Source organism: Pseudarthrobacter arbutini (genome assembly GCF_054510915.1).
In genome coordinates, this window is sequence record NZ_JBTNDQ010000015.1 from 22242 (window position 1) to 45757 (window position 23516).

4 protein-coding genes and 1 pseudogene are annotated in these 23516 nt (G+C 62.6%); 1 reads left to right on the forward strand and 4 read right to left on the reverse strand.

The window, feature by feature from the left end; genetic code table 11:
- Window positions 1–5: 5 nt before the first annotated feature.
- The 4 genes and pseudogenes from ACX80V_RS16770 to ACX80V_RS16785 all read right to left on the reverse strand — a co-directional run bounded on the left by ACX80V_RS16770 (window position 6) and on the right by ACX80V_RS16785 (window position 12573).
- Window positions 6–1034 (reverse strand): hypothetical protein, encoded by a 1029-nt coding sequence (locus tag ACX80V_RS16770; protein ID WP_485844088.1) that lies wholly within the window; start codon window positions 1032–1034, stop codon window positions 6–8.
- Window positions 1035–1409: 375 nt separating this feature from the next.
- A pseudogene (locus tag ACX80V_RS16775) lies at window positions 1410–2086 on the reverse strand (transposase); the annotation flags it as partial.
- Window positions 2087–2638: 552 nt separating this feature from the next.
- Window positions 2639–3022 (reverse strand): nucleotidyltransferase domain-containing protein, encoded by a 384-nt coding sequence (locus ACX80V_RS16780; protein WP_485844159.1) that lies wholly within the window; start codon window positions 3020–3022, stop codon window positions 2639–2641.
- 5 nt (window positions 3023–3027) lie between these two features.
- Window positions 3028–12573, reverse strand: a complete 9546-nt coding sequence (locus ACX80V_RS16785; RefSeq protein WP_485844089.1) for a Tc toxin subunit A-related protein — start codon at window positions 12571–12573, stop codon at window positions 3028–3030.
- Between the two features lie 1479 nt (window positions 12574–14052).
- Here ACX80V_RS16785 and ACX80V_RS16790 point away from each other — a divergent pair.
- Window positions 14053–22170 (forward strand): SpvB/TcaC N-terminal domain-containing protein, encoded by an 8118-nt coding sequence (locus tag ACX80V_RS16790; protein ID WP_485844090.1) that lies wholly within the window; start codon window positions 14053–14055, stop codon window positions 22168–22170.
- Window positions 22171–23516 lie beyond the last annotated feature (1346 nt).

Below are 23516 nucleotides of genomic sequence, written 5' to 3' on the forward strand. Positions count from 1 at the left end.
GCTCCTCACAATCCTCGGTTACGACCCTGACGACTGACAGCTTTAGGTGGGACAAGGCGCAGAATTTGGCTCAGTTCGTATCCACGGTCGGTGCCGGGGCCGACCATAATGAGGAGTTCTTGAAGTCGACGCCTGGTGTTGAGGTCTAAGGAGTCCGGATCGAACGAGACCTGTCGGCGTAACGCACGTAGCACGCAGTACTGACCAAAAGGCTTAACCTCATTCACTGCGGACTGGGCAAGCAGCGGCGTCAGCGCAGGCACGGGGTGAGTGTGGAGGTACGCGTATGCGGCCAACCGCAGACCTCGGTTGCCTCTAGTCTTGGCGCCGCCCAGTGGTTGGTGCAGGCCTTGATGCCACCATGTATAGCGCGCTTGGGCGGTTGTGGCGGCCATCAGTTCCTCGGCCTTGACGCGTCCAAACTTTTGGTGACCCCTTAGCCAGCGGCGTCCGCGTTTTGCTGGCTTTGAATAGGTTGCCATCTCGCTCACCAGCACTGCCAGCGTTTTGAAGGAGAGATAGGCCTGGGCTCGTTGAGGCTTATCAGTTTGCGATGCAGATCTCCACTCGTCGCCGTTCCCGTGTCGAGTCTTCAACCGCTTGTTCGCTTCAATCGATTCGCGTAGGCATTGTAGTCCTTCGCGGAAGTAGGCGAGGTTTTTCAAATCTTGGGTTCCAAGGCGTCGTTCGACTATGAGTTTCACCATCAGGGATTCATAGGCGCCTTCTACTGCTGCCGCTCGTCGGAGCAACTCAGCACGTTCTTTAGCTTCATCTGGGGTTAGAGAGCCAACCGGGCCTAACCTTGGCAGCAGCTCCTCCCATAATTTCCAGACGGCGAAAAATTCGCCGTACAGCTCGTAGAGCCGCTCGAGCGCGATGAGGCCCAATTCGCGCTTTTTCCTACGTTGATCCCAGAAGGCGGTTACGCGGGAGGTAAACACCCACCCCAAAACGAGAAGTATTAAGCCCGCTGCAAAAGTTGGCACCGCCTTCAAGGTAGCGTCCGTTAAGACACTGAGCCATGAGTCCATAGCCGGTCTTCCTCTCATTACGAGCGGCGACGCGATGAAACGATTGTGCCCCTAAATCCACCAGCAGGAAACCTCTATTGGTCACCCTGGCTTGTACTGGATCCGCGTCGCGGTCTTCTGGAGTCTGGATGCTCACGAGAGGAACGGGGATTTCGCGATTGAATGCCATCCGTCTACACCGGCCAACACGGTTGCTGCTTGGATTCCGGTGACTGGCCCTTGGCGGTGGCCGGCCTCTGGCCGCCGCCCGACGCGGATTCGCGCCGTGCCCCTGGCCTGGCCTTGGTGGCTTTGTCTTGTCCCTTGGGGTTGTTGGGGTGTGGGGGTTTGTGATGGATGTCCATCAGTCCCGCGGGGGTGCCTCTATGGTTTTTGTCAAGCGGTTGAGGGTGTTCGTGGTTCGTAAAATGTTCCGTCGCTGAGCATGGCGTAGAGGGTGTCGCAGCGGCGGCGGGGCGAGGGCGATGAGGGCCTTGTTGTGGCGCTTGCCTTCGGTTCGTTTTAGGTCGTAGTAGGCCCTCGACAGAGGATCCTTCAAAGGGGCGAACGCGGAGAGGAACACGGCCTCTTTTGACGATCTTGTTTCCTTTCCGGGATGGGTGGTCGCCGCGGATGGATGTCCCGGATCTCCACATCACGGGGGGAGGCCTGCATCGGAGGCCATGTGCCCTGCCGAGGCGAAGTCTTTGCCGTCGATCTCGGTGAGGATCCGTGCTGCGGTCCTAACGCCGACCGCCGGGAGTGACGCCAGGACCGGGTGAAGAGGGTGGGCCTCCACGAGGGCTTCGACGGCGTCCCAGGACTCGCGGATGTCGGCAAGCATCCGGGCGAGCCGGGGCAGCACGATCGTGGCCGCGTTCGCCCCCCCGACAGTGACGGTGGTCCAGGGCTTGGATGATCTCGGCGGCGAGGCGTTCGCCCATCCTGGGTGCAAGCCTCTTGGGCCGGTTTCCGATCCGGCGCCGGCCCGCATGGCGCAAGGCTTCGGGTGTCGGCCAGGTCCGCGGCAGGTCCAACCCAGCAGGGCGGTCCGGGCGAGGGCCAAGGACGCGCGGGGCCGAGAAACCGCAAGTCGAAGCCCTCCTTCACTCCCTCGCGTATGCCCAGGGCAATGGCTACTCTGACGGGCTACGAGCCAGTGCGGCCCCAGGGAGGCCATCAGGAGGTCGATGGGCAGCTTTGGATTGTAGCTGCCAGGAAGCAGCCGGAAACGTCTTCACAGCCCCGTTACCCTTTTTCGTAGCCCGTTCCTGTTGCAGGATATGGGTGTGTACTGGGCCTGCCGGTCCCGGCATGATTGCCGCCCCCAGTCGTCAATTGATTTGGGGGTGTTGTCACCGGCACATCCTCGCCAGCGCAGGGTCCAAGCTGTCTCGGGTGGGCTGCTGCACATTCGGCGAACGTCGTCTGATCTCGGAAATGAAAAGACCCCCGTTGCGTTTGCTCCGGGGGGACTTTTGCTATGTCTCGCTGGTCTTTTTACATTGATGCTTTTCCTGCCTCGGACAATTCCGCACGCAATACTTCAACCTTAAGTACCTACGAGTGACCATATCTAACCTCGCATGCTGAACGAAGTCAAGGCCCAATCTAATTCCAGGGGATCAGGCATTGGCCCGGTTCTCCGACTTAGAGCCTCTCGCCCGGTGGATGGTGCCAGTCAAGGGGCGGCGGTAGATTGACATTGCGGTTTCGCCGAGTGTATTGAGGTAGAAATGCGGCTTCGCCCGCCCCGTCTCGTATTCGGCGGGAGTGAGCATGTGCAGGTCGACTTCTATAGGAAGCTCGCGCAAGGAGCCTTCGAGCCCACGTGCGCGCGCCCAACGGGGCGCAGTGAAGGGCCCGATCACGAGGATATCGATGTCGCTATTGTGGTGGGCGGTGCCCTTCGCCCAGGACCCGAAGAGCAGGATCTGGTCGGGATCACAGTGCATGACTACTGTTTCAACGACAGTGTTCAGCAACAATTCGATGTGTATGCCGGGCATGGCAGTCACGACGTGCTGAATCCGAGCACGAGATAAGCCTCGTGTAGGTCGTCCGTAGGCAACGACTGGAAGTCTTGGGCTCCCTTTCGCCGCATTTTGATCGACAGTGGCCCGACGAAGGTGCTCGGGGGTGCCACCGGATCAAGAGTTAGATGGTGGGGGCTTGGGGGGCCGCCGATGCGGGTCATCTCACTGTCGATCGCCGCTCCCTGCCCGGCGAAAGTCACGCTCACGTCGTAATTGTCGCCGAAGGAGCTATCAACGATGAGGTCGAGGCTGGTGATCTTGACGTTAGGTGCCGTGCGGGCTCTGAACGGGAGGTGCCGTCGATCGAGGGCGATGACAAGCTCCTGATCGTTGCCAGCTGGGGGTGTTAGGAAGCGCTGCCACTCGGTGGCGAACTCGCGGTCGAGGACGAACAACCGTGTGCCCGCTTTCGGCACCACTTTCGCCAATTCCTGATTGGCCAGGGCGACGAGAGGTCCGCTGCCAGGTTCAGAGCGGTATCGCACGTGCAGTACGACGTCAGACACGGCCGCGAGATCGAACTGGTTCTGGGTCGGCGGCAGATCGATCGCCCATTGGCTGACGGCGCCAGCGCCTTCGAAGGGCAGGAACCGCTCGTCGTTGAACGTCAGTTCGAACATTCCGCTGTCATTCTGGGCGTGGCTCGTCGCGATCGACGTAACCGGCACCGGCTTGCTGGCGAAGCGGTCATCAGCCGGTGCCAGCGGGTCGCCGTAGCCACCGGCCACGCTGTCCTTCACTCGCACTCCATGGTTCGTGAGCGACAGTGTGCAGTTGACGCTCGTGTACGGTCCGACGATGCACGGGATGCTGATTGACACCGAAGTGATACGTCGACGGATCTGACCGGGATAGTCGAGGTCGTAGAGCCACTCCGGCAGCGTCACCGAGCAGGTGCCCGTTGTCTTCAAGGCCAGCAGTGCGAGCGGGTCGATCTGGGCGAGCGAGATATTCTTGCTGATCTCAAACGTGCGGGTGTGGCGCTCGTACCAGGCCACTTCCATTCGCCGCAGGTCGTTGCCGAGCATGTCGGCGGCGAGCAGCCCCTTCTTCAGTCCGTCCCAATACCCGAATTGGATGAACGACAGCGTGTCGTCGCCAAGCTCGTACTTCATGGCCAACTCGGCCTGCCTCGCCATGTCGAAGGCTAGCTGATATCCCTGGAAGTAGACAGTGCTCACCTGACGCGTCATCCAGTCGTAGAGCTGGGCGTTCGTGTACTTCGTTTTTAGGTAGTCCTCGATCGCGCGCGCCTGCTCGATCTGTTCCTCGTGGTTCTCGACTTCGGTCTCGGCCATCGCCACGCGCACTTTGGCGCCTTCGATCTGCGCTGCGAGTTGGCTCACTTCCAATTCGGCCTGGTCGCCCTGGAACTCCCATTCCTCGGCGCGCCGCTGGTATGTGCCCATAGTGCTGGCCAACGAGGCCAACTTGTCAGCAGCGGTCGCATTCGCGCTGAGGATTGTGACCGCAAGCTCTGCAGCGTTGGATAGCTTGCTGCCGTCGGTGAGGTCGCTCTGGGCAACGGGTGAACCGCCGAAACCTGCACCGCCAATTACGAATCGCGGGATGAGAGCCAATCCGCCAGCCAGGGCGTACCCCGCAGCGATGGCGGTCTGGGCCAAAGCGGATGTTGCACTCAAGCCGAGGGCGGTGCCTTCCCACTGGTTGATGTAGTCGCGGCTCCTGAGGTACTCGACCTTGCCCGTAGCAGTCTCCTGCGAGCGCTCGAGCGCGGTCTGCGTACGCTGTGCCTCGGTGATCGCCTGTTTCCGTACGTCGAGAACCGCGCGGAGTAGCTGGCTCTCATTCGAGGCGCGGACTAGGTCCAGCCCGGCCGCATCGGCCTTCTCCAGCACGGCGAGGAGGCGCTCGCCGAGCGCCCGTACTTCGCCGGTTAGCTCCATGGCCTTTTGCAGGATCACGCGTGAGCGGTAGTGGCTGGCGGGCGCGGCTGCTGCGTCGAGGACCGTGTCGAGGTCGACGCCAGCCGCAGCCGCCTGCACGAGCGCGAGCACACTCCATGCGGGCTCGAACAGGGGCAGCTGCCTGACGATACCTTTGATGTTCATGCAGTTGCGGATCTTGTTGAGCCGGTCTGTGACGGTGTCCCAGTAATTGAGCAGGATTTGATTCTGGGGCAGCCCGAAGTAGGAGACCTCGAGCACGGGCATCGGCTCGGTGCCTTCGTTGCTTGCTACCACCTGTATTGGCGAGTCGGCCATGTTCTCCATGAGGACTTCGACCTTCTTGTTGCCGAACGGGTCGAGCGCGCCGGCGGCGATGAGCTCGTTGTACGACTGGTCGACGTGGGCGACGTTCGGGACGGTGACCGGTCGCGGTCCGAGGAGCTCCCACGCCAGCATGTAGAGCGTCGTCGCTTCGTTGATCGACTCGATCGTGTCGCGGCGGAACAGCTGGTCGCCCCATGCGATCAGGTTGTCGAGGTACTTCATGACGACGGTCTTCTGGTATGCGATCGGCCGGAATCGTGCGATGAGATGCGGCTTGAACGGGTTGTTCTTCCATGCCCGCAGTTGGTCGACGTTGGCGCCGATGTCCTGCAGGAGGGTCTCGATTCGTTCCTTGCGGTAGCTCTCGGCGTTTTTCTCGAAAAATGGTCGCGTCACCCAGAACCGTTGGGGCGCTTCGACTGACTCGGTGTTCGTTGGATCGAAGATGTAGTGGAACCAGCGCATCGCTTCCTCGAAGCGTTGGTTCTGAGTGAGCTTGGTCGCCACCATCAACGGGGCGTGGAAGAAAATCTCCCAGTTGTAGACGCTGTATGCACCGCCGAGTTCGAAGTCGATCCTGTCCGCTGCGACCGTCGGGTGGGCGGCCGTGTCGGCGGTCGGCAGGTATTGGTTGAATGCGTACGCGTTTCCGGGCGCGTACATGTGAGGTGCGGATTGGATGCGGCGGTTGAATAGGCCGTCGACTCCCGATCGGTTGAGCTCCCTCAGGAACAGCGTCGTGTAGGGGTGGTGGAAGGGGAAGAACTCGTACTGCAGCTTCGATAGCACCTGGTTGTAACCGAGAAGCATTGGTCGCCACTTTGGTTTGATGAAGAACGAGCGCTGCGGGTCCTGGTAGAGCATCGGAGGTGGGAACTGCGCCACCTCGTCGAATTGCAGCCCGTGCTGCGAGAATACGAGGTCGAACGGACCTCGCGCGCCGCGCAGCAGCGATATGTTTCCCCCGGACTCGAGTACGTTGAGCGTGCTCGGGTTGGCGATGCGGTTGTTTCGCAGCCGGGTGTACTCGAAGTGCATTCCGGTCGGGAGCACAGTTCGCGGCATCGTGTCCGGGCCGCCACGCGCGCGCTCGATTGCGGCGCCCGTTAGGCCTAGTGTCGTGCTCACCCACGTGTGGGAGTCGGTGGCGGTATGTTTGTCGGAGACGTTTCCGGTCCAGTCTTTGAGGTGGTACTGACCGGCCAGTCCTTTCATGCGCGTGGCGATCACTGTGCCGTCGAAGGCGAATGATGAGGAGTGCCACGGCCGGCCGGTCTCGTCGTATGTGGTCGCCGTCAGCCGTTCTAGCTTGCCGGTGTACGCGTCGGTGAAGCGCGTGTCGTTGAACTCGACGGACGTCGAGATGTAGAGGTCGAGCCAGAGAAGGTTCTCGGCAGGGCGGTAGCGGGGCCGCAGGTTGTAGGAGTGGAGAGGCCGCGGCCACGGATGCAGGATCTTTTGGCGTGATAGCTTCTTCGCCGTCCAGCCATCGCCCGTGCGCATCGACCACGCCAGCTGGATCTCGAGCTGCGTGGGCGGGTCGGGCAGGTCTGTTGGGGCGGTGCTCGGCTGGGCCGCGGGCTGTTTCTTGGTCTTCTGCGGCTTCTCCTTGAAGACCAGCCAGAAGACGTAGAGCGTGCGGTTGTAGACGACAGGGATGGCGTGGTCACCGCCAATCTCGACGTCGATCCGCTCCCAGGCCGTCCACGTGCCGTCGTTAAGGTCGTATTGGCGGTAGTAGTGCACTGCCGGATCGGCTTTCGTCCGGGCGATCATGTGAAGCCGGTTGATGTTGGGCAAGAGATCGTTGTCCTGGGCGCCGTCATCATCGAGCTCGTAGTAGACGCCCATGACTTCGAGTCGCGACACCTCGTGCACCTTCTCGAGGTAGTGCCGCATGGCGGACTCGGCGGACGCGTCGGTGATCTCCTCTTGGAATAGCTCGCTCTCGAGCTCTTCGAAGAAGGGCGACTTGTCGTCGCGGAGTTCAGGCTCGATCCAGTTCTCCGGGTACAGGAAGACCTTTCGGTTTGCCTCCCACATCCGGTAGTTCTTCATCCAGCGCCACTGCCGCCAGTTGTTGTCCGAGTTCGTGTCCGCCAGTGCCTGCCGCGACACCTGCACGAGAGCCTGCTCAAGGTTCAGGAAGCACCGCTGCACGAACATCTGGGTGGAGCTCATGGCCTGTTTTACGCGCGACGTGCCTTGACACGGGCTCATCTCGACGTCGATGAGCACCCAGGCGAAGACATCGCCCGCGTCCTTCCACCGCTTCGGGTTCGGCCACTGGGTGCCGTTGATCACCGTCGTGGGCAACTCAGTACGTAAGGAGTTCTCGATGAGCCAGGCCAGGAGCGCGTCGCGTTTAGCCTCGCGGAGGCGGTCGACGATCGGCGTGGCAATGGTAAGCCACGCCTCGGCCGAGTAGTGTGCCTTTGCCGCTTGGCGGATCTGCTGTGCGATGATGGACTGCTCTCCGGCGCCGTCCGTTTCGCGGTCGGCCCAGGCCAGGGCGTTGTCCCCTCCGACGCCGATGCGGTGCATGATGCCAAAGCACTTCTCCAACTGCTGGTAGGTGTCGGCCACGGCGTACGACGATGGTGCCCCGTGGACGAAGCCCAGTCCGGTGTGCAGCTTCTCCAGATCGGTAAGGTTCCACCCGGTCAATGCCGACAGCGACGCCAGCACCGTGGCAACAGGCGCGGCGGCATTCCTGGCGGCATCGAGCAGGGTCGTCAGCGACGCACCCTGGGGCGCGGGATGGTCGTCGCGGAAACGAATGAACCGCTGCAGTGTTCGCCAGGCCGCATAGAGCGGATGCCCGGGCGGGTTGTCGACCGGGAGGTCACCTAGCTGCAGGGCACCGACCGACCCAGCGTTTGCCAGGAACCACGCGAGCTCATGGGGGTCGTCGAGCCGGTGACGGCCGATGAGCAGCGACGCCTTGTGGAGCCGCCGGTACGCGGAAAACAGCCCGGGGAACGTGGCCGCGACGATCACGTTTACGAACGCACCGTTGGCGTCGGTGTCCGTGAACTGCGGGTCGAAGAATCCGTCAATGACCGGGTTACCGCCGGCCTGGAAGCCGTCGAGCAGCGCCGCCGTCTGGCGGTCAGTGAGGGCGAGCGACGACGCCATGCCCGCGATCACTTGGCCTCGCTGATCGGCACTCGGGTTGCTGCGCAAGCCTTCTCGGATTGCCAACAGATGCTGGGCGACGACCTCGTCTCGCAGGCCGTATGGCGAATCCGGCCGCACGTTCAGCACGAAGTCAAGTTCATCGACGGCGACGCCCGAGGCTTCGATCTCCTCTGCGTGCTCGATGAAAGTGAGCGTCTGTGTCAGGGATGCGAAAGGATCGGCGACGCCCGTTAGCTCGAGCGTCTTGAGCAGCTTCGGGGGGCGCAGCCCGAGCCCCGCCCCCAGCGCGGCGTAGCCGATTAGCTTAGACAGGTTGGTGACGTTGAGCACTCCGTCGGTGCGGGCGAGCAACGGTGTCAGCTCGACGTCACTGACTGCCAACGCCGCGACGAGCGCCGGGCGGTGGTCGGCCAGGTTGAGGTTCGCCGCGATGGGGAGGGTGAGCGCCGGGTCGATCGGATTCGTGATCAGCCTGCTTTGGAAGCGGTCGCCGTACGTGGAGCGGATCTTCTTCAGCGGGTTTTCGGGGATCTCACGGTCTTCGGTCGGCAGCTCGCCGTACATCGCCAGTACGGTGTCGATGGTCGAGCCGAGGCGCAGCTGCAGCTTGCGGGCATGGGCTAGCTGCACGAGCGAGGCGTCGTCGAGGTTGTCGTTGCCCACATTCGCGCACTTTAGCAGGAGGTCCAGCTCCCACATTTGCCACGGCGTGCGGCGCCAGAGGCGGAGGAAGCGATAGATCTTATCGAACTTCGCCTCGCTCAGGTTCTCGAGCGTCTGCGCCCGCAAGCTGAAGGTGTCGACTGGCCGCTTGATCACGATGCGGTTCGCGCCGCCCAGTGGGTCGATCCAGTCCACGTACATCATGCGGAGCAGCTCTGCGTACGTGAGCTTCGCCCGTTCGAGGAAGTCGGCGACCGACATCGCAGCCGGGATGGCATTCAGACCCCACAGCGCTTGTTGGTCGGCTGCAAGCGGCTTCGCGGTCGTGATCAGGGAGTGCTCTTTGACGGAGATGCCGAAATACTCTGCCGCGATGCTCGCCTCTGTGGGCTCCGGCGCCGCCGACTGGAAGATGCGCATAAGGTCGTGCCGCGCGACTCCCATATGCTCGAGATAGACCCTCGCCTCCTCCTGCCAAAGGTTGAACGAATTGTTGATCGGAAAATCCGCTGTCTTGAGGGCGTTGTAGGCATCTGCCCGCTCGTGCTCGGGGAAGGCGCGAAGCTCGGCGGCGGTCAGCGTCGTCTGGTGGGACGTGTTCGGGTCGGCGGGCGTGACCAGTGCTTCCAGCACCTCGTTCACGAGGTCGATGTAAGGGAGCTGGACGTCGGTGTTGCCGCAGTTGAGCTTCACGTTGCCGAGGTCGGGCCGGCGGGCGAACAGCTCGTCAAGGACCCTGCGATCGTCATCAACCTCCGATGGCTGCTCGTGGAGGAACCGGAACACGTCGGCGAGGTACGCAGCGGGGCCGAGGACCGACTCGCAGTGCGCGCAGTCACATACGTCCATCGGCCCGAACAGCAGCTCAAGATTGGGCACGCCCCCCGAGAACTGCTGGAGCTCCTGCGGCGTGTAGGCGTGCGAGACGATCGCGGCCGGCACGCCACGCGCCAGTTCAGACCGGAACTCAACTAGTCGGTTGAGCGTCTGCGCGTACTGGAACTCGGCCATACCGAAGACCGTCAGGACTGTCCTCCTGTCGATGCCGGAGCCCGACAGCGACTTGACGAGCCGCTCTTTGCCCAGCCTGAGTACGTGGTAGGCGCTGTGGATGCCGTTGTCGATCAGGGTGCGCCCGACGCTGGCATCGGGCGTGATGCGGTGCACCCGCTGCAGCACCTTGACCTCGCCCGCAATGGCGTCGTCGAGCGCCAGATTGTTAGCCACCGCGTACGCGTCGATGTGCGACGCCCGCAGATCGAAGTCGGGCTGGGCGTCGACGAACTGTTGGATCTCGGCCACGTGGTTCAGCCCTGCCGGCCCACCGCGGCCCACCTCGGCCACGAAGGCGACTGTGGGGAAGAGCCGCTCGGCCTGGACAGTGAGGAACGCTGCGTAGTTCGCGATGCGCTCGGCGTCGCCCGCCCCGTCGGTGTTGGGTGGGACCGGGATTGCACCGGCTGTCAGAAGGTTGACCCAGCCGTCCTTTCCGAGCTTGGCGAAATCACGCGCGCTGTTGGCGAGGGGGTTGGCATTGTTGTCGATGATCGCCTTGAGCTGGGTCGCCGCCGGTGCAAAGTTCTTCGTGATCTCACCGAGATGCACGACTGTCTCAAAGTCGTCCACCCCGGCCAGCGCGTTAGCTCGGAGGTCGGCGAAGAAGTCGGCCCCCAGTGATTTGTGCGTGAGGAAGGCATTGGTGACGGTCGAGTAGTTGGCCGGTTCCACCGCCGAGTTATCGAGCAGCGTCTTGAGGTTGCCGTCGCCGACAAAGATCGGCTTCTCGAGCGCGAACGTCTCCCGCGTCGCGGCTAAAGCGGCGAGGATCACCGCCTTGCTCTGTCCGGTGGCCACCGGGATATAGTTCTCCCGCACCGCGTTCTCAAAGGCGTCATGCAGCACCTCGGGCGTTAGGAACACGAGGCCGTTGGCGACGCGGGCGGTCAGCTCGACGATGAGCGTCCACGCCTGAGTGCTCAGGAGGAGGTCGCTAGGGAGAGCGGGCGGCAGATTCTGGCGCACGAAGGCGTACACCGCCTGTGTGTCGATGCCGGCCACGTTAATCTCGGCCGCGACGCGCGCAGAGATCACGAGGCGCATCACGTCGTCGATGCTCAGGCCAGTGTTGACCGAGACGTGCGTAATCTCCTGTGACGCGGCAGTCTCCTCCAAATCGAGGAGCGTCAGGTTGCCAAGAACGCCCTGGACGAGCTTCATGCGCTCTTCGAATTCCGACGTGCCACGGTAGGGCTCAGCGCCCTCTATGAAGTTCACCCAGGCGATGGACGTCGGATTGAAGATGACCTTGCTGTCGAGCTCGGCGCCGTTGCCGTCGACCACCTTGATGACGAGGTGGTACGGGACCTTCGGCTGTTTCGTGTTCGGATCGAGGGGCGGCATGTAGGGAACGTCATAGAACCCACTGGCGGTCGTCGGCCGCTCGCCGAGCAGCGCGCCCGTGCCCCGCACGAGCTTCTCCCACAGCTGCACTCTCACACCGGTGCGCCCACGAGCGAGGCTATCGCGCACCGACCCACGGATGCGCACCGCGTTAGCCGACTCGATCGCGCCAGGGTTAGCGACGCTGAGCTGATCGTTGAGCGCCTTGATCGTCGAAGCCTCGACGTGCCCGTTCACCGGGAGCTTGTGCAACTGCTGGAACGCGACCACGGCCTTGCGCGTGCTGTCACCGAACGTGGTGGCCTTGAACTCCTTCGCATCGATCCGGTACCCGAGATACGCGAGTGACTTCTGCAGCTCCGCGACGTGCTTGTTCGCCATGTTAAGGCGCAGTGTGCGGGTGACGGGCGCGAGCGCACGGGCGTCGGCCACCTTGAGGCGGGCCTTCGGCCGCGCCCGGCTCGTAGCGACCGTGTCCAACCTCTTCAATGTCAGGGGGTCGAGCTCCCCGGTGGCCGCGAGTCCGTACTTATCCTGGAAGGCCTGGACGGCCGCCTTGCTCGAATCGCCCAGCCGCTTCTCCTTCAGCTCGGTCGGGTCGATCTGCGCTTGGAGTTTGGCGATCCTGAGGGCGCGCAGCAGCGTGCGCTGCACGTTGCCGACCTGCGTTTTGGTGCCGAGTCGTGCGGTGAGCGCGTCCCGCTCCAGGCGGTCGACGACGTCCGCGGTCAGGGGTGCGTCCTCGGGCAGGCCAGCGGCACGCAGGAAGCCGGCCAACGCCGCCCGCGTCACCTCACCGAACCACCGCGTCTTTACCTCTTCACCGTCCACCGGGTGGCCGACGCGGACGAGGAGGGTGTGGATCTTCGCCGTCCGCGTGCGGCTGTCGGTGAAGAACCGGCGCTCGAGCTCCTGATTCAGCCGGGCGACGGTGTCCTGGTTCAGCACCCCGGTCGGCTCGATGCCAGCCTCGCGCTGGAACTCGCTGATGGCGGCGCTCGTCGACCCCCCCAACTCCCCGCGAGCGCGCTCGCGGGGATCGATGTCGAAGCGCAAACGCGCCAGCCCGGCGTGGACTTCGGCCATGCCCCTGCCATCTGCGCCCGGATTAGGAATTCGAATTGGGGACATGCTGTGACCTCGCTCTTGCCGCTAACTCACGGCTTCTCGAACATTCGTAAATGGTCTCCGTGACCGTCCTGTCAACGAACCCGCCGCCGGTGCCGCGGACAATACATCGTCGGGTACGGCCCACCTGCCGGCTTGGCGGACGCCCAAGGCGACTCCGGCGCCAACCGCAGCTCCGCCCTTCGCACAGACCCACGCTCCATGGCGGCGCTCGCAAAGCTGCACCCCTCTGGCTGTGCGCTATCGGTTGTGCATGCCCGTCAGTCGCCACTTGCGTCAGCCTCGAGAAGCAGGCGCGAGAGCCCAGTCGTCAACGACTTTCCCTTCATCCGTGATTCCGGCGACTCGCCTGTAAGTTTGCCAGCATTATGCAAACTCGTTCTACGGGCGATAAACCAAAAGATATCGTGCGCAATTCGACGCCTCGGATGATGCGTCAGCATTGCGGGAGAGGCGGCGCACTGCGGGCAGGCGTCGCGATTGCGGATGGCATGTCCCTGACCCTTATCGGCAGGGCGCTTCCTGTTCTACTCTTGGTCGATTAGAACGTCAAGAGCTTGGATTTATCCGCACATTGGATGGGGGTCGCCCTTCAATACGAATTGTCGTATGGGAGCAGGACGGAAGCTGACTACTGACGGCGGGATGTCGACGGCCAAATGAATGGCAAGAACCTAGACTTCGTGGAGAGGTTCCAACCGGTGCAGGTCGGGCAAGGACAGTCTTCGGAAACGTTGATGACCCGACAGCGCTCCAGATGCATGGCGCCCCGATATTCGTTTCCCTCGCAACCGCTGCAGTTACATTGATCGCGCGTTGGCTCTGGTCTGCAGGCGGTGATCGAGGTCAAGGCGCCGCTTGGGCGCTAGCGGGGTGTAGCTGCGTCGCATCTAATCAAAGAGGCTTACGACACCTGAAGATCTGGTTGCGTTGCTGACCAGGTGCGCCGTATAGGCTGCGGCTTCGCTCGTGTAGACGTAGATTGTGCCGGCGGCCCGACTAATGGGGGTGCACCGGACCTGAATGTGATCCAGCAACGCCTGGAGCGGCTGGACGCGATTTCCTCTTGGGCAAGTGATAGGTAACTGACTCTTGTGCGAGTTTCAAAATGCGAGGACTATTCGGACAGAAGGCCTATAAGCCATCCTTGGGTTGCCATTTAATGCAGAGAGTCATGCCCATGCCATGTCGCGCTGTCTCGATCTATCGTTCTGGACGACCTCTTGACGTTTTGAAGTTGTTTGTCCACGGCCGTCGCACGTCTTTAGGAGAACAGACGGGTTGGGCCGATCTGACCTGTCGAGGCCAGAGAGGTGGATCTCGTCGTAGGTCCTTAGCCCCTCGCGCCGGACCACACGCTTTCTCAAGTGAATGCCTTGCCCGGAGGGGCAGGGTCGTAAATCGCGGGCAGATTGTTGGAATGACATGGGGTGACCGATGACTCTCTCGGATACAGCGAAATCTCGGAGCGACGGCGAGCAGAAGTCTGCGGTTCCCTCCATATCGCTGCCAAAGGGCGGCGGGGCCATTCGCGGCATGGGTGAGAAGTTCGCCGCCAATCCCGTTACGGGAACCGGATCGATGTCGGTGCCGATTGCTGCAAGCCCAGGGCGATCCGGATTCGGGCCCCAACTCTCAATCTCCTATGACTCCGGTTCCGGCAACGGTCCATTTGGCTTCGGTTGGAGCCTTTCATTGCCTGCGATCACTCGCAAGACTGACAAGGGCCTGCCGCAATACCAGGATGCAGAGGACTCGGACGTCTTCGTTCTGTCTGGCGCCGAGGACTTGGTGCCGCTCCTCGTTCAGAATGCACAGGGCGTATGGGAGCGAGAGACCCTGCCTGTACGAATCGTGGATGGCCTCACATATCGGGTTCGCCGCTACCGCCCACGGGTCGAGGGGCTCTTTGCGCTCATCGAGCGCTGGACGAACACTCTTGATGCGACCGACGTCTTCTGGCGTTCCATTTCCAAAGACAACATCACCACTTGGTATGGCAAAACGAGCGAGAGCCGCATCTCTGATCCTGCCAATCCCAGCCGCATCTTCAGTTGGCTGATCTGCCAGAGCCACGATGACAAGGGAAACGTTATCGTCTACGCCTACAAGAGCGAAGATTCCGCTCGAATCTTCGAGGACCTCCTCGGCAACGCTCTCGTCAATGCTCACGAACGCAACAGGACGACGGGCTCCCGTTCGGCGGAGCGCTACCTTAAACGCATCCGTTATGGCCACCGTGCGCCCTACTTCCCGGTGCTCAAAGAGGACACTCCTTGGCCGGAGCCTCAGGATGCTTCCACGCAGGACGGAAGCAACTCCTGGCTTTTCGAGGTCGTTTTCGACTATGGCGAGCACGACGTCAACGCACCGACGCCTACCGGGACTGGCGAATGGCCGGCACGCAGCGATCCGTTTTCCTCCTACCGTGCCGGTTTTGAGGTCCGCACCTATCGGACCTGCCAGCGCATTCTGATGTTTCATCACTTCCCTGGGGAGATGGGCGTGGAGCGGGAGTGCCTCGTTCGCTCCACGGATTTCACGCACTCTGATGAAGTGGATCCCACCGACGTCCGCAACCCGGTCTACACCTTTCTACGCTCTGTCACACAGACCGCCTATCGGCGTAACGACGGCGGCTACGACTCGCGCAGCCTCCCTCCCCTCGACTTCGAGTACAGCGAGCCCATCGTGCAGCACATGGTGGAGGAGGTTGACCCGTCGAGCCTGGATAACCTCCCCGTTGGTTTGGATGGCAGCTTGTACCGCTGGACCGACCTGCATGGCGAAGGTATCCCCGGCATCCTCACTGAGCAGGCGGGAGCCTGGTTCTACAAGCGCAACCTCAGCCCAATCCCGGACAAGACGCCAGACGGCCGGGAATTAGTGACAGCGAAGTTCGCCCCGCTCGAAACGGTCGCCCTCAAACCCAATATCGCCCTGAGCGGCGGCGCGCAGTTCATGGACCTGGCCGGAGATGGTCAGCCCGACCTCGTCGTCATGGAGGGGCCGACGCCCGGCTTGTACGAACATGACCAGGCCGAAGGCTGGCAACCATTCCGCCCCTTCACCTCGCAACTAAACCTTGACACGCGCGATCCCAACGTCAAGTTCGTCGATCTTGACGGTGACGGCCACGCCGACGTGCTGATCACCGAAGACGACACCTTCATCTGGCACACTTCGCTCGCCGAAGACGGTTTCGGACCCATGCAGCGCGTCGCGCAAGCGCTCGATGAAGAGAGGGGCCCGCGCGTTGTCTTCGCCGACGGCACACAATCCATCTACTTGGCCGATCTCTCCGGCGATGGCCTAACCGACATCGTCCGCATCCGCAACGGCGAAGCCTGCTACTGGCCCAACCTCGGCTACGGCCGCTTCGGCGCCAAGGTGACTATGGACAACGCGCCTTGGTTCGACAATCCTGACCAGTTCGATCACAATCGCATCCGCTTGGCCGACATTGACGGCAGCGGCACCACCGACATCGTCTATCTCCACCGTGACGGCGTGCGCCTGTACTTCAACCAATCGGGGAACAGTTGGAGCATGCCTCAGCAGTTGAAGGGGTTCCCGCACATCGACGAATCAGTGAGTATCACGCCAATCGATCTGCTCGGCAACGGCACCGCCTGCTTGGTCTGGTCGTCGCCCCTAGCCGGCGATGCGCAGCGGCAGATGCGTTACGTCGACCTGATGGGTGGAACGAAGCCCCACTTGTTGGTCAAGACCGTCAACAACCTAGGCACCGAGACCCGCATCGACTACGCACCTTCCACTAAGTTCCATCTGCTCGACAAACGCGACGGCAAACCTTGGATCACGCGCCTTCCTTTTCCGGTCCACGTGGTCGAGAAGGTCATGACCCACGATCACATCAGTCGGAACCGCTTCGTCAACCGCTACGCCTACCACCACGGCTACTTCGACAGCGAGGAACGCGAGTTCCGCGGCTTCGGAATGGTCGAGCAGTGGGACACCGAGGAGTTCGCCGCGCTTGCCGATGGCACCGTCCCGGCAGACAACATCGCCCCAGAGTCGCACGTACCGCCAGTGCACACCAAAACCTGGTTCCACACGGGGGTTTACCTCGGCCGCGACCACGTCTCCGACTACTTCGCCGGCCTGCTGAACGCCGGGGACAAAGGCGAGTACTTCCGCGAGCCGGGCCTCACCGACGACGAGGCCCGAGCCTTGCTGCTGCCAGACACGATGCTCCCTGACGGACTCACCATCGAGGAGGAGCGAGAAGCCTGCCGCGCCCTCAAGGGCTCCATGCTGCGCCAGGAAGTCTATGCCGACGACGCCAGGCAAGGTGCCACGCCGCAACAGGTCCAGCGCGCCCGCACGCCCTACACCCTCACCGAACTGAACTTCACCGTCCGTACCCTGCAACCACGGGGAGGCAACACGCAGGCCAGCTTTTTCACCCATGCGTGCGAGGCGATCAGCTACCACTACGAGCGAAATCCCGCCGACCCGCGAATTCAGCACGCGTTGACGCTTGAGGTCGATGCTCTTGGCAACGTGCTCAAGCAGGCGGCTATTGGCTATGGGCGGCGTGAGCAGATCCGCGTTGTCGACGCCCAGGGCAACGTCCAGCAGGTGCCAAACCCAGGGCTGGCCGGGCTCGATCCCACCGATCAAGCGAAGCAAGTAACCCCGCTGCTGACCTATACCGAAAACAGCGTCACCAACGCCATCGAGACATCGGACACCTACCGCACCGCCCTGCCCTGCGAGTCGTTGACGTTCGAGCTGACGGACTACACTCCCACCGGTGAGGCCGGCCGTTTTCAGGCTTCGGACCTCGTCGAGCCCGATCCCGCCGCTGCCGGACGGCTGCGCCACAGGTTCACAGACCAAGTTCCCTACGAGACCGCGGCCACAGGTAATGTCAGTCGCCGCCCCATCGAGTGGCTGCGGACGCTTTACCGGCGTGACGATTTGAACGGACTGTTGCCGTTGGGTGATTTGCACTCACTCGCCCTGCCCGGTGAAAGCTACAAGCTCGCCTTTACGCCAGGGTTGCTGACCCAGGTCTTCCAGCGTTTCCGTGCGGGCCAGGCCGCCGAGCCCCTGCTGCCCGACCCGGCAGCCGTGCTCGGCGGACAGGCAGGGAACCTCGGCGGCTACCTGCAAAGTCAGACGATGAAGGCCGCAGGGCGCTTCCCCGCAACAGATGCCGACGATCATTGGTGGACCCCGTCGGGGCAGTCGTTCTTCACCACCAACCCGCTCGACGCCCCAGCCACTGAACTGACACAGGCGCGGCAGCATTTCTTCCGTCCGCGACGCTACCGCGACCCCTTCGGACAGGACGCCTTCGTTGACTTCGACGCCAACGACCTGCTGATGACGGAAGCACGTGACGCTCTCGGCAACCGGGTGACGGTGGACGCCAACGACTACCGGGTCCTGCAGCCGCGCCTCGTCAGAGACCCGAACCGCAACCGGACCGAGGTGGCCTTCGACACCCTCGGCATGGTGGTGGGGACCGCCGTGATGGGCAAGCCGCTTCCAGCCCCGGTGGAAGGGGACACGCTCACGGGCTTTGTCGTCGACCTAACCCAAGCTCAACTCGACTCCCTCTTTGACGCTGCCGACCCGCACGCCACTGCTCCGGGCTTGCTGGGGGACGCCACAACGCGCATCGTCTACGACCTCGACCGCTTCCGCCGCACGCGGCAGGCTAACCCCAACGACCCGACGAAGTGGCAACCAGCCTTCGCTGCCACACTCGCCCGCGAAACCCACATCAGTGCCCCGCTGCCACCACAAGGACTAAGGATACAGGTCAGCTTCAGCTACTCCGATGGCTTTGGCCGCGAGATCCAGAAGAAGATCCAGGCCGAGCCCGGACCAGTGGTTGAAGGCGGCCCCATCGCGAGCCTACGCTGGGTGGGCAGCGGCTGGACTATCTTCAATAACAAGGGCAAGCCGGTCCGTCAGTTCGAGCCCTTCTTCAGCAGTGCGCATGATTACGAGTTCGGCGTCATGGCCGGAGTCAGCCCGGTGCTGTTCTACGACCCGGCCGGGCGCGTCATCGCCACCCTGCAGCCGAATCACACGTACCAGAAGGTGGTGTTCGATCCCTGGCAGCAGACCACCTACGACGTCAACGACACCTGCGCGCCGAGCGATCAACAGTCCGGCGACCCGCGCACTGATCCCGACATTGGCGGCTACGTCAAGGAGTACTTCAAGACACGGCCGGCGACTTGGCAGACCTGGCACGCCCGGCGCATCGGCAACGCACTGGGCACCGACGAGCGCAACGCCGCTGAGCGTGCCGCAGCCCATTCCGACACACCCACCACCGCCCATTACGACGCTTTGGGCCGCACCTTCCTGACCGTCGCGCGCAACCGCATCGTCTGCCCCGGCCACGACTTGAACGGCACCGAAGAGAGCTTCGCCACCCGTGTCGAATTGGACATTGAAGGCAACCAGCGCGCCGTGCGCGACAGTGTCCAGCAGGCGGGCGATCCCCTCGGCCGCATCGTTAGGCGCTACGCCTACGACCTGCTCGGCAGCCGCATCCATCAGGCAAGCCAAGAGGCCGGCGCACGCTGGATGCTCAACGACGTGACCGGCAAGCCCATCCGCGCCTGGGACAGCCGCGGCCACAACTTCACGACCCAGTACGACGCGCTGCGCCGCCCGGTCGAACAGACTGTGCGAGGAACCTTCAGCGACGCCGATCCGCTTAAGCCCAACTCCGATCCGCGCACGCTGAACCGCGACATCCTGGTCGACAGAATCGAATACGGCGAGCCGTCGCCGGGAGCCACGCCGGCTCAGGAAGCCGAGGCGCAGCGCCTCAACCTGCGCACCCGCATCCTCCAACACTCCGATTCCGCAGGTATCGCCACCAACGCACGCCTCGACGCCAGCGGTAACCCGACAGAGGCCTACGACTTCAAGGGGAACCTGCTGCGCAGTACGCGGCAACTGGTCAGCGATTACACCGCCATCCCGGACTGGCGCTTGAACCCCCAACTCGACACCGAAACCTTCGAGGGCAGCACCCGCTACGACGCGCTCAACCGCCCCGTTCAGTCCATCGCGCCGCACAGCAGTCTGAACCGACCCGGGCACCCGAACAAGTTCAACGTCATCCAGCCGGTGTTCAGCGAGGCCAACCTGCTGGAGCGGGTGGACGTGTGGCTGGAGCACGCCGCCGAGCCGGCTGGCCTGCTCCGCCCGGCCGTCGACGCACCGTCGCCGGTCGGTGTGGCCGACATCGATTACGACGCCAAGGGTCAGCGCACCCTCATCGACTACAAGACCCAGGACGCGACGGTCATCCGCACCACCTACGCCTACGACCGCGCGACCTTCCGACTGACGCACCTGTACACGCGCCGGGGCGTGGACCCCGCGACGGCCCAGGGCTTGGTCTTCACCGACGACTGCGAGAACCCGAACCCACCCCCGGCCACCATGGCCTCACCCGAGCAGCCGCCCGCAGGCAAGGGCTGCGCCCTGCAGAACCTGCACTACACCTACGACCCCGCCGGCAACATCACCCACATCCGTGACGATGCGCAGCAGACAATCTACTTCGATAACAAGCGCGTCGAGCCGAGCAACGACTTCATTTATGACGCCTTCTACCGGCTGATCCAGGCCACCGGCCGCGAGCATCTGGGCCAAGGTGGAGCGCCCATCGCCCATTCGCACGACGACACAGGGCGTGTGGGCCTGCTCAGCGCCGATGCGGCCGGACGCTTTGCTCCTAATGACGGCAACGCCATGGGCACGTACATCGAACGCTATGTCTACGACGCTGTCGGAAACTTCCTGCAAATGCAGCATCGCAGCAGCGACCCGGCGCATGCGGGCTGGACGCGTGCCTACACCTATGCGGAAACCAGCCTGACCGAGCCGGGCAAGCAGAGCAACCGTCTGACCAGCACTCAGGTGGGCAATGGCGTCGCGGCGGTACCCGAGACCTACCTGCACGACGCCCATGGCAACATGCTGCGAATGCCCCACCTGGGCGGCGGTGCAGGGCCGAACATGCACTGGGACTACGAGGATCAGTTGCGCCAGATCGACAAGGGCGGCGGTGGCGCGGCCTTCTATGTCTACGACGCCTCAGGCCAGCGCGTGCGCAAGGTGTGGGAGAAGGCTCCGGGCCTCACGGAAGAGCGCATCTACCTGGGCGGATTCGAAGTGTTCCGCAAGCACGGCGGCGCCATCGGCGCGAACTCCGCCACGCTGGAGCGCGAGACGCTGCACGTGATGGACGATAAGCAGCGCATCGCCCTGGTGGAGACGCGCACCCTCCTGCTCACGCCCGATCCGGACGACCGGCTACAACTGATCCGCTATCAACTCAGCAATCATCTCGGTTCATCCAGCCTGGAACTGGACGAGCGGGCACTGATCATTTCCTATGAGGAGTACGCGCCCTACGGCAGCTCGACGTATCAGGCAGTGCGTAGCCAGACAGATACAGCAAAGAGGTATCGGGGTACGGGAAAGGAGCGGGATGAGGAAAGCGGGCTCGATTACCACGGGGCTCGGCATTACGCGGCATGGCTGGGGAGATGGACTACATGCGACCCCGCGGATTTGGTTGACGGAACGAACCTGTATTGCTACGTGCGCTGTCGGCCTATCATATTCACCGACATAGGTGGTGAGCAGGTTGACGCTCCAAAGGAGTTTCTCCCCGGACTCATTACTGACTACCCTCGCCTTGGACAAGCGTGGCGAGAAGCAGCCGAAGTCACGCTCGAAAACAGATTTGGCAAAGGTAGCTACTTGAAGAATTTGGAGGCATTTGAGACTGCACTCGATACGTTGCCGGACCCCGTCGAACGGACTAAATACGCACGTGACTTGTTTGATTTGGTGCGTCCTGGATTCTATCGGAGGGTCGGAAAGCTCTATAAACAAGGCGTTAAGGCATTTGGCGGAATTGCGCTATCAAAAGAGGCCATCCAGAGTCTAAAAAAGGGCCACCGTCCGAGGGGAGACGTGCAGATTGACCATGCGATCGATGAGTTAGCGCTGAATCCGAAAAAAGCACTGAGAGAAACGAATCTAGGCATGCGCAGCGGGCACGCTGGCGTTCCCGGAGGGTCGCACAATACGGCAACCGAGGGGCGAAAAACACTAAGAGCGTCGCAGGAGGCAGCAACGGAGACCAAAACGGTTTCTACAGCGACCAAGGAGGCCAAAGTGCTCAAGGCCGGCGAAGAACTCGGCGAGACGGCCGTCAAGGAGGCAACGGAGTCAGTCGGCAAGAAGGTATTGAAGAAGGCAGTCAAGTGGTTGCCCGGCGTCGGCGCCCTTTACACGCTGTTCGGCCCCGGGGAAGCCAGTGCCAGCGAACGGGGGGTTCGTGCGGTGGCGGGGGAGATCGGGATTGGCCCGGTCGATCTCGAAAGTGTCTGGGATTACGGGGCATACCTTCTCGAGTCAGGCGAGAGGCATCAGGCCCGCATGAAGTCCGACCCCGAGTATCGAGAAGCGACCGAGAAGTCGGCCAAGGAGGTGGCCAAACACGCATGGGACTGGACTAGTGAGCCGAAGTTGTAGGTGAGCGGAAAGTGCCCAGCACGCTGTGCCCGTGCCTTTCGGTGTAACCGGGGAGGGAGCGGGCTGGCCAGTTGGTACGAGGGGGTCTCGGGGGATTCACGGTGGTCTCCTTCGTGGGTTTCCTGCAGGTTGCCCTTGACAGGGTTTCCCCGTTCGCCCGGGTGCCGCCCCGTCCAGGGGCAGCATCCCGGCAAGGGGCAAGGGGCAAGGGGCAAGCGGCGCGGGAAACGGGGATGGTAGTTCCGGGCAGCCGGTCCTGCCAGACGGTCCCGTCGCTGGCGACCGCGGCGATCCCTGCGCCGGCCTGTCCCGGGACGATCGAGGCGTCGGTGGCGATCACGAGCCGGCCCTCGCCGACCGGCTGATGGAGGGGCAGCAGTGCAGCAGCGGCGCTGGCCTTGACAGTGACGCTGTTCGCACGGCCCGCGGCCCGCTTTTGTCTTGTCCCTGGGGGTCGGGGTTCCGACCCCCTTTTGTGGGTTGGTGGTTTTACTGCCGGACTGTCCGGCGGTTGTTGGCCTTCGGGGGAGCCTCCCTTTGGGGATTGGTTTTCCTTTTCTCGCGGCCGAGAGTCGGTGGCCGGCGTTTGCGCAGCAGGTTGCTGCGCAATTGGGTTGGCCTGCTGCCCCTGCTGTGCCCTCCCCTTGACCGGGGGTGTTGGTCGTCCAAGTGGGGTGGTCCGGGTAAGGGCACTTCCCGCCGGATCCGATGTTGCCGTGACCATACTGGCATCTACTCAAGATTCGCCCTTACCTGAGTTTTTCCTTGAGATCAGAGAACCTTTGCCAATAGTCACTCGTACCGGTGCGCCGTAGGTCCGTTCAATCTCAACCGGCGTTGAGCCTCCAATCCATTCAGCGCCGAGACAGGGGAGCCCTTGTCACTTGTTGGGGTGACAATTCCCAAAGCACAGCACATCATCAGCGCCCGGACACATAGTCTTCAACCATCGTCGAGGCACTCCACGGGGCTAGCCGAGCTGGCTCCAGGAGTACCACCTCTCGTACAAAGTTGAATAGCTGCCCGTATCGGACTGAGTGCTATCGCTCCGCCGGGCACAGACGAAAGGGAAGGAATTGCCGTGAGTATTGGAAATGCAGGTCTCCGGAGTGCAGGGGGTTTTGGGCTCCGGAACGTTATTGCGTTGGCCCTTGTTGCAGTAGTTCTGTTCGTGGGATTGGCCGTCGGAGCATACGCTTCAAGCCACTCTTTTAATGGCGCCGCTGTAACCGTGAACAAAGAGGCACAGCCGCAAGCCTGGCTCCCGAAGTCTCCGGTTCGCTTCTTTTGGTTCCGTGATTGGGGCGGTCTGATGAGGAAAGCCGTGTACCCGAGCTGGAATGGTA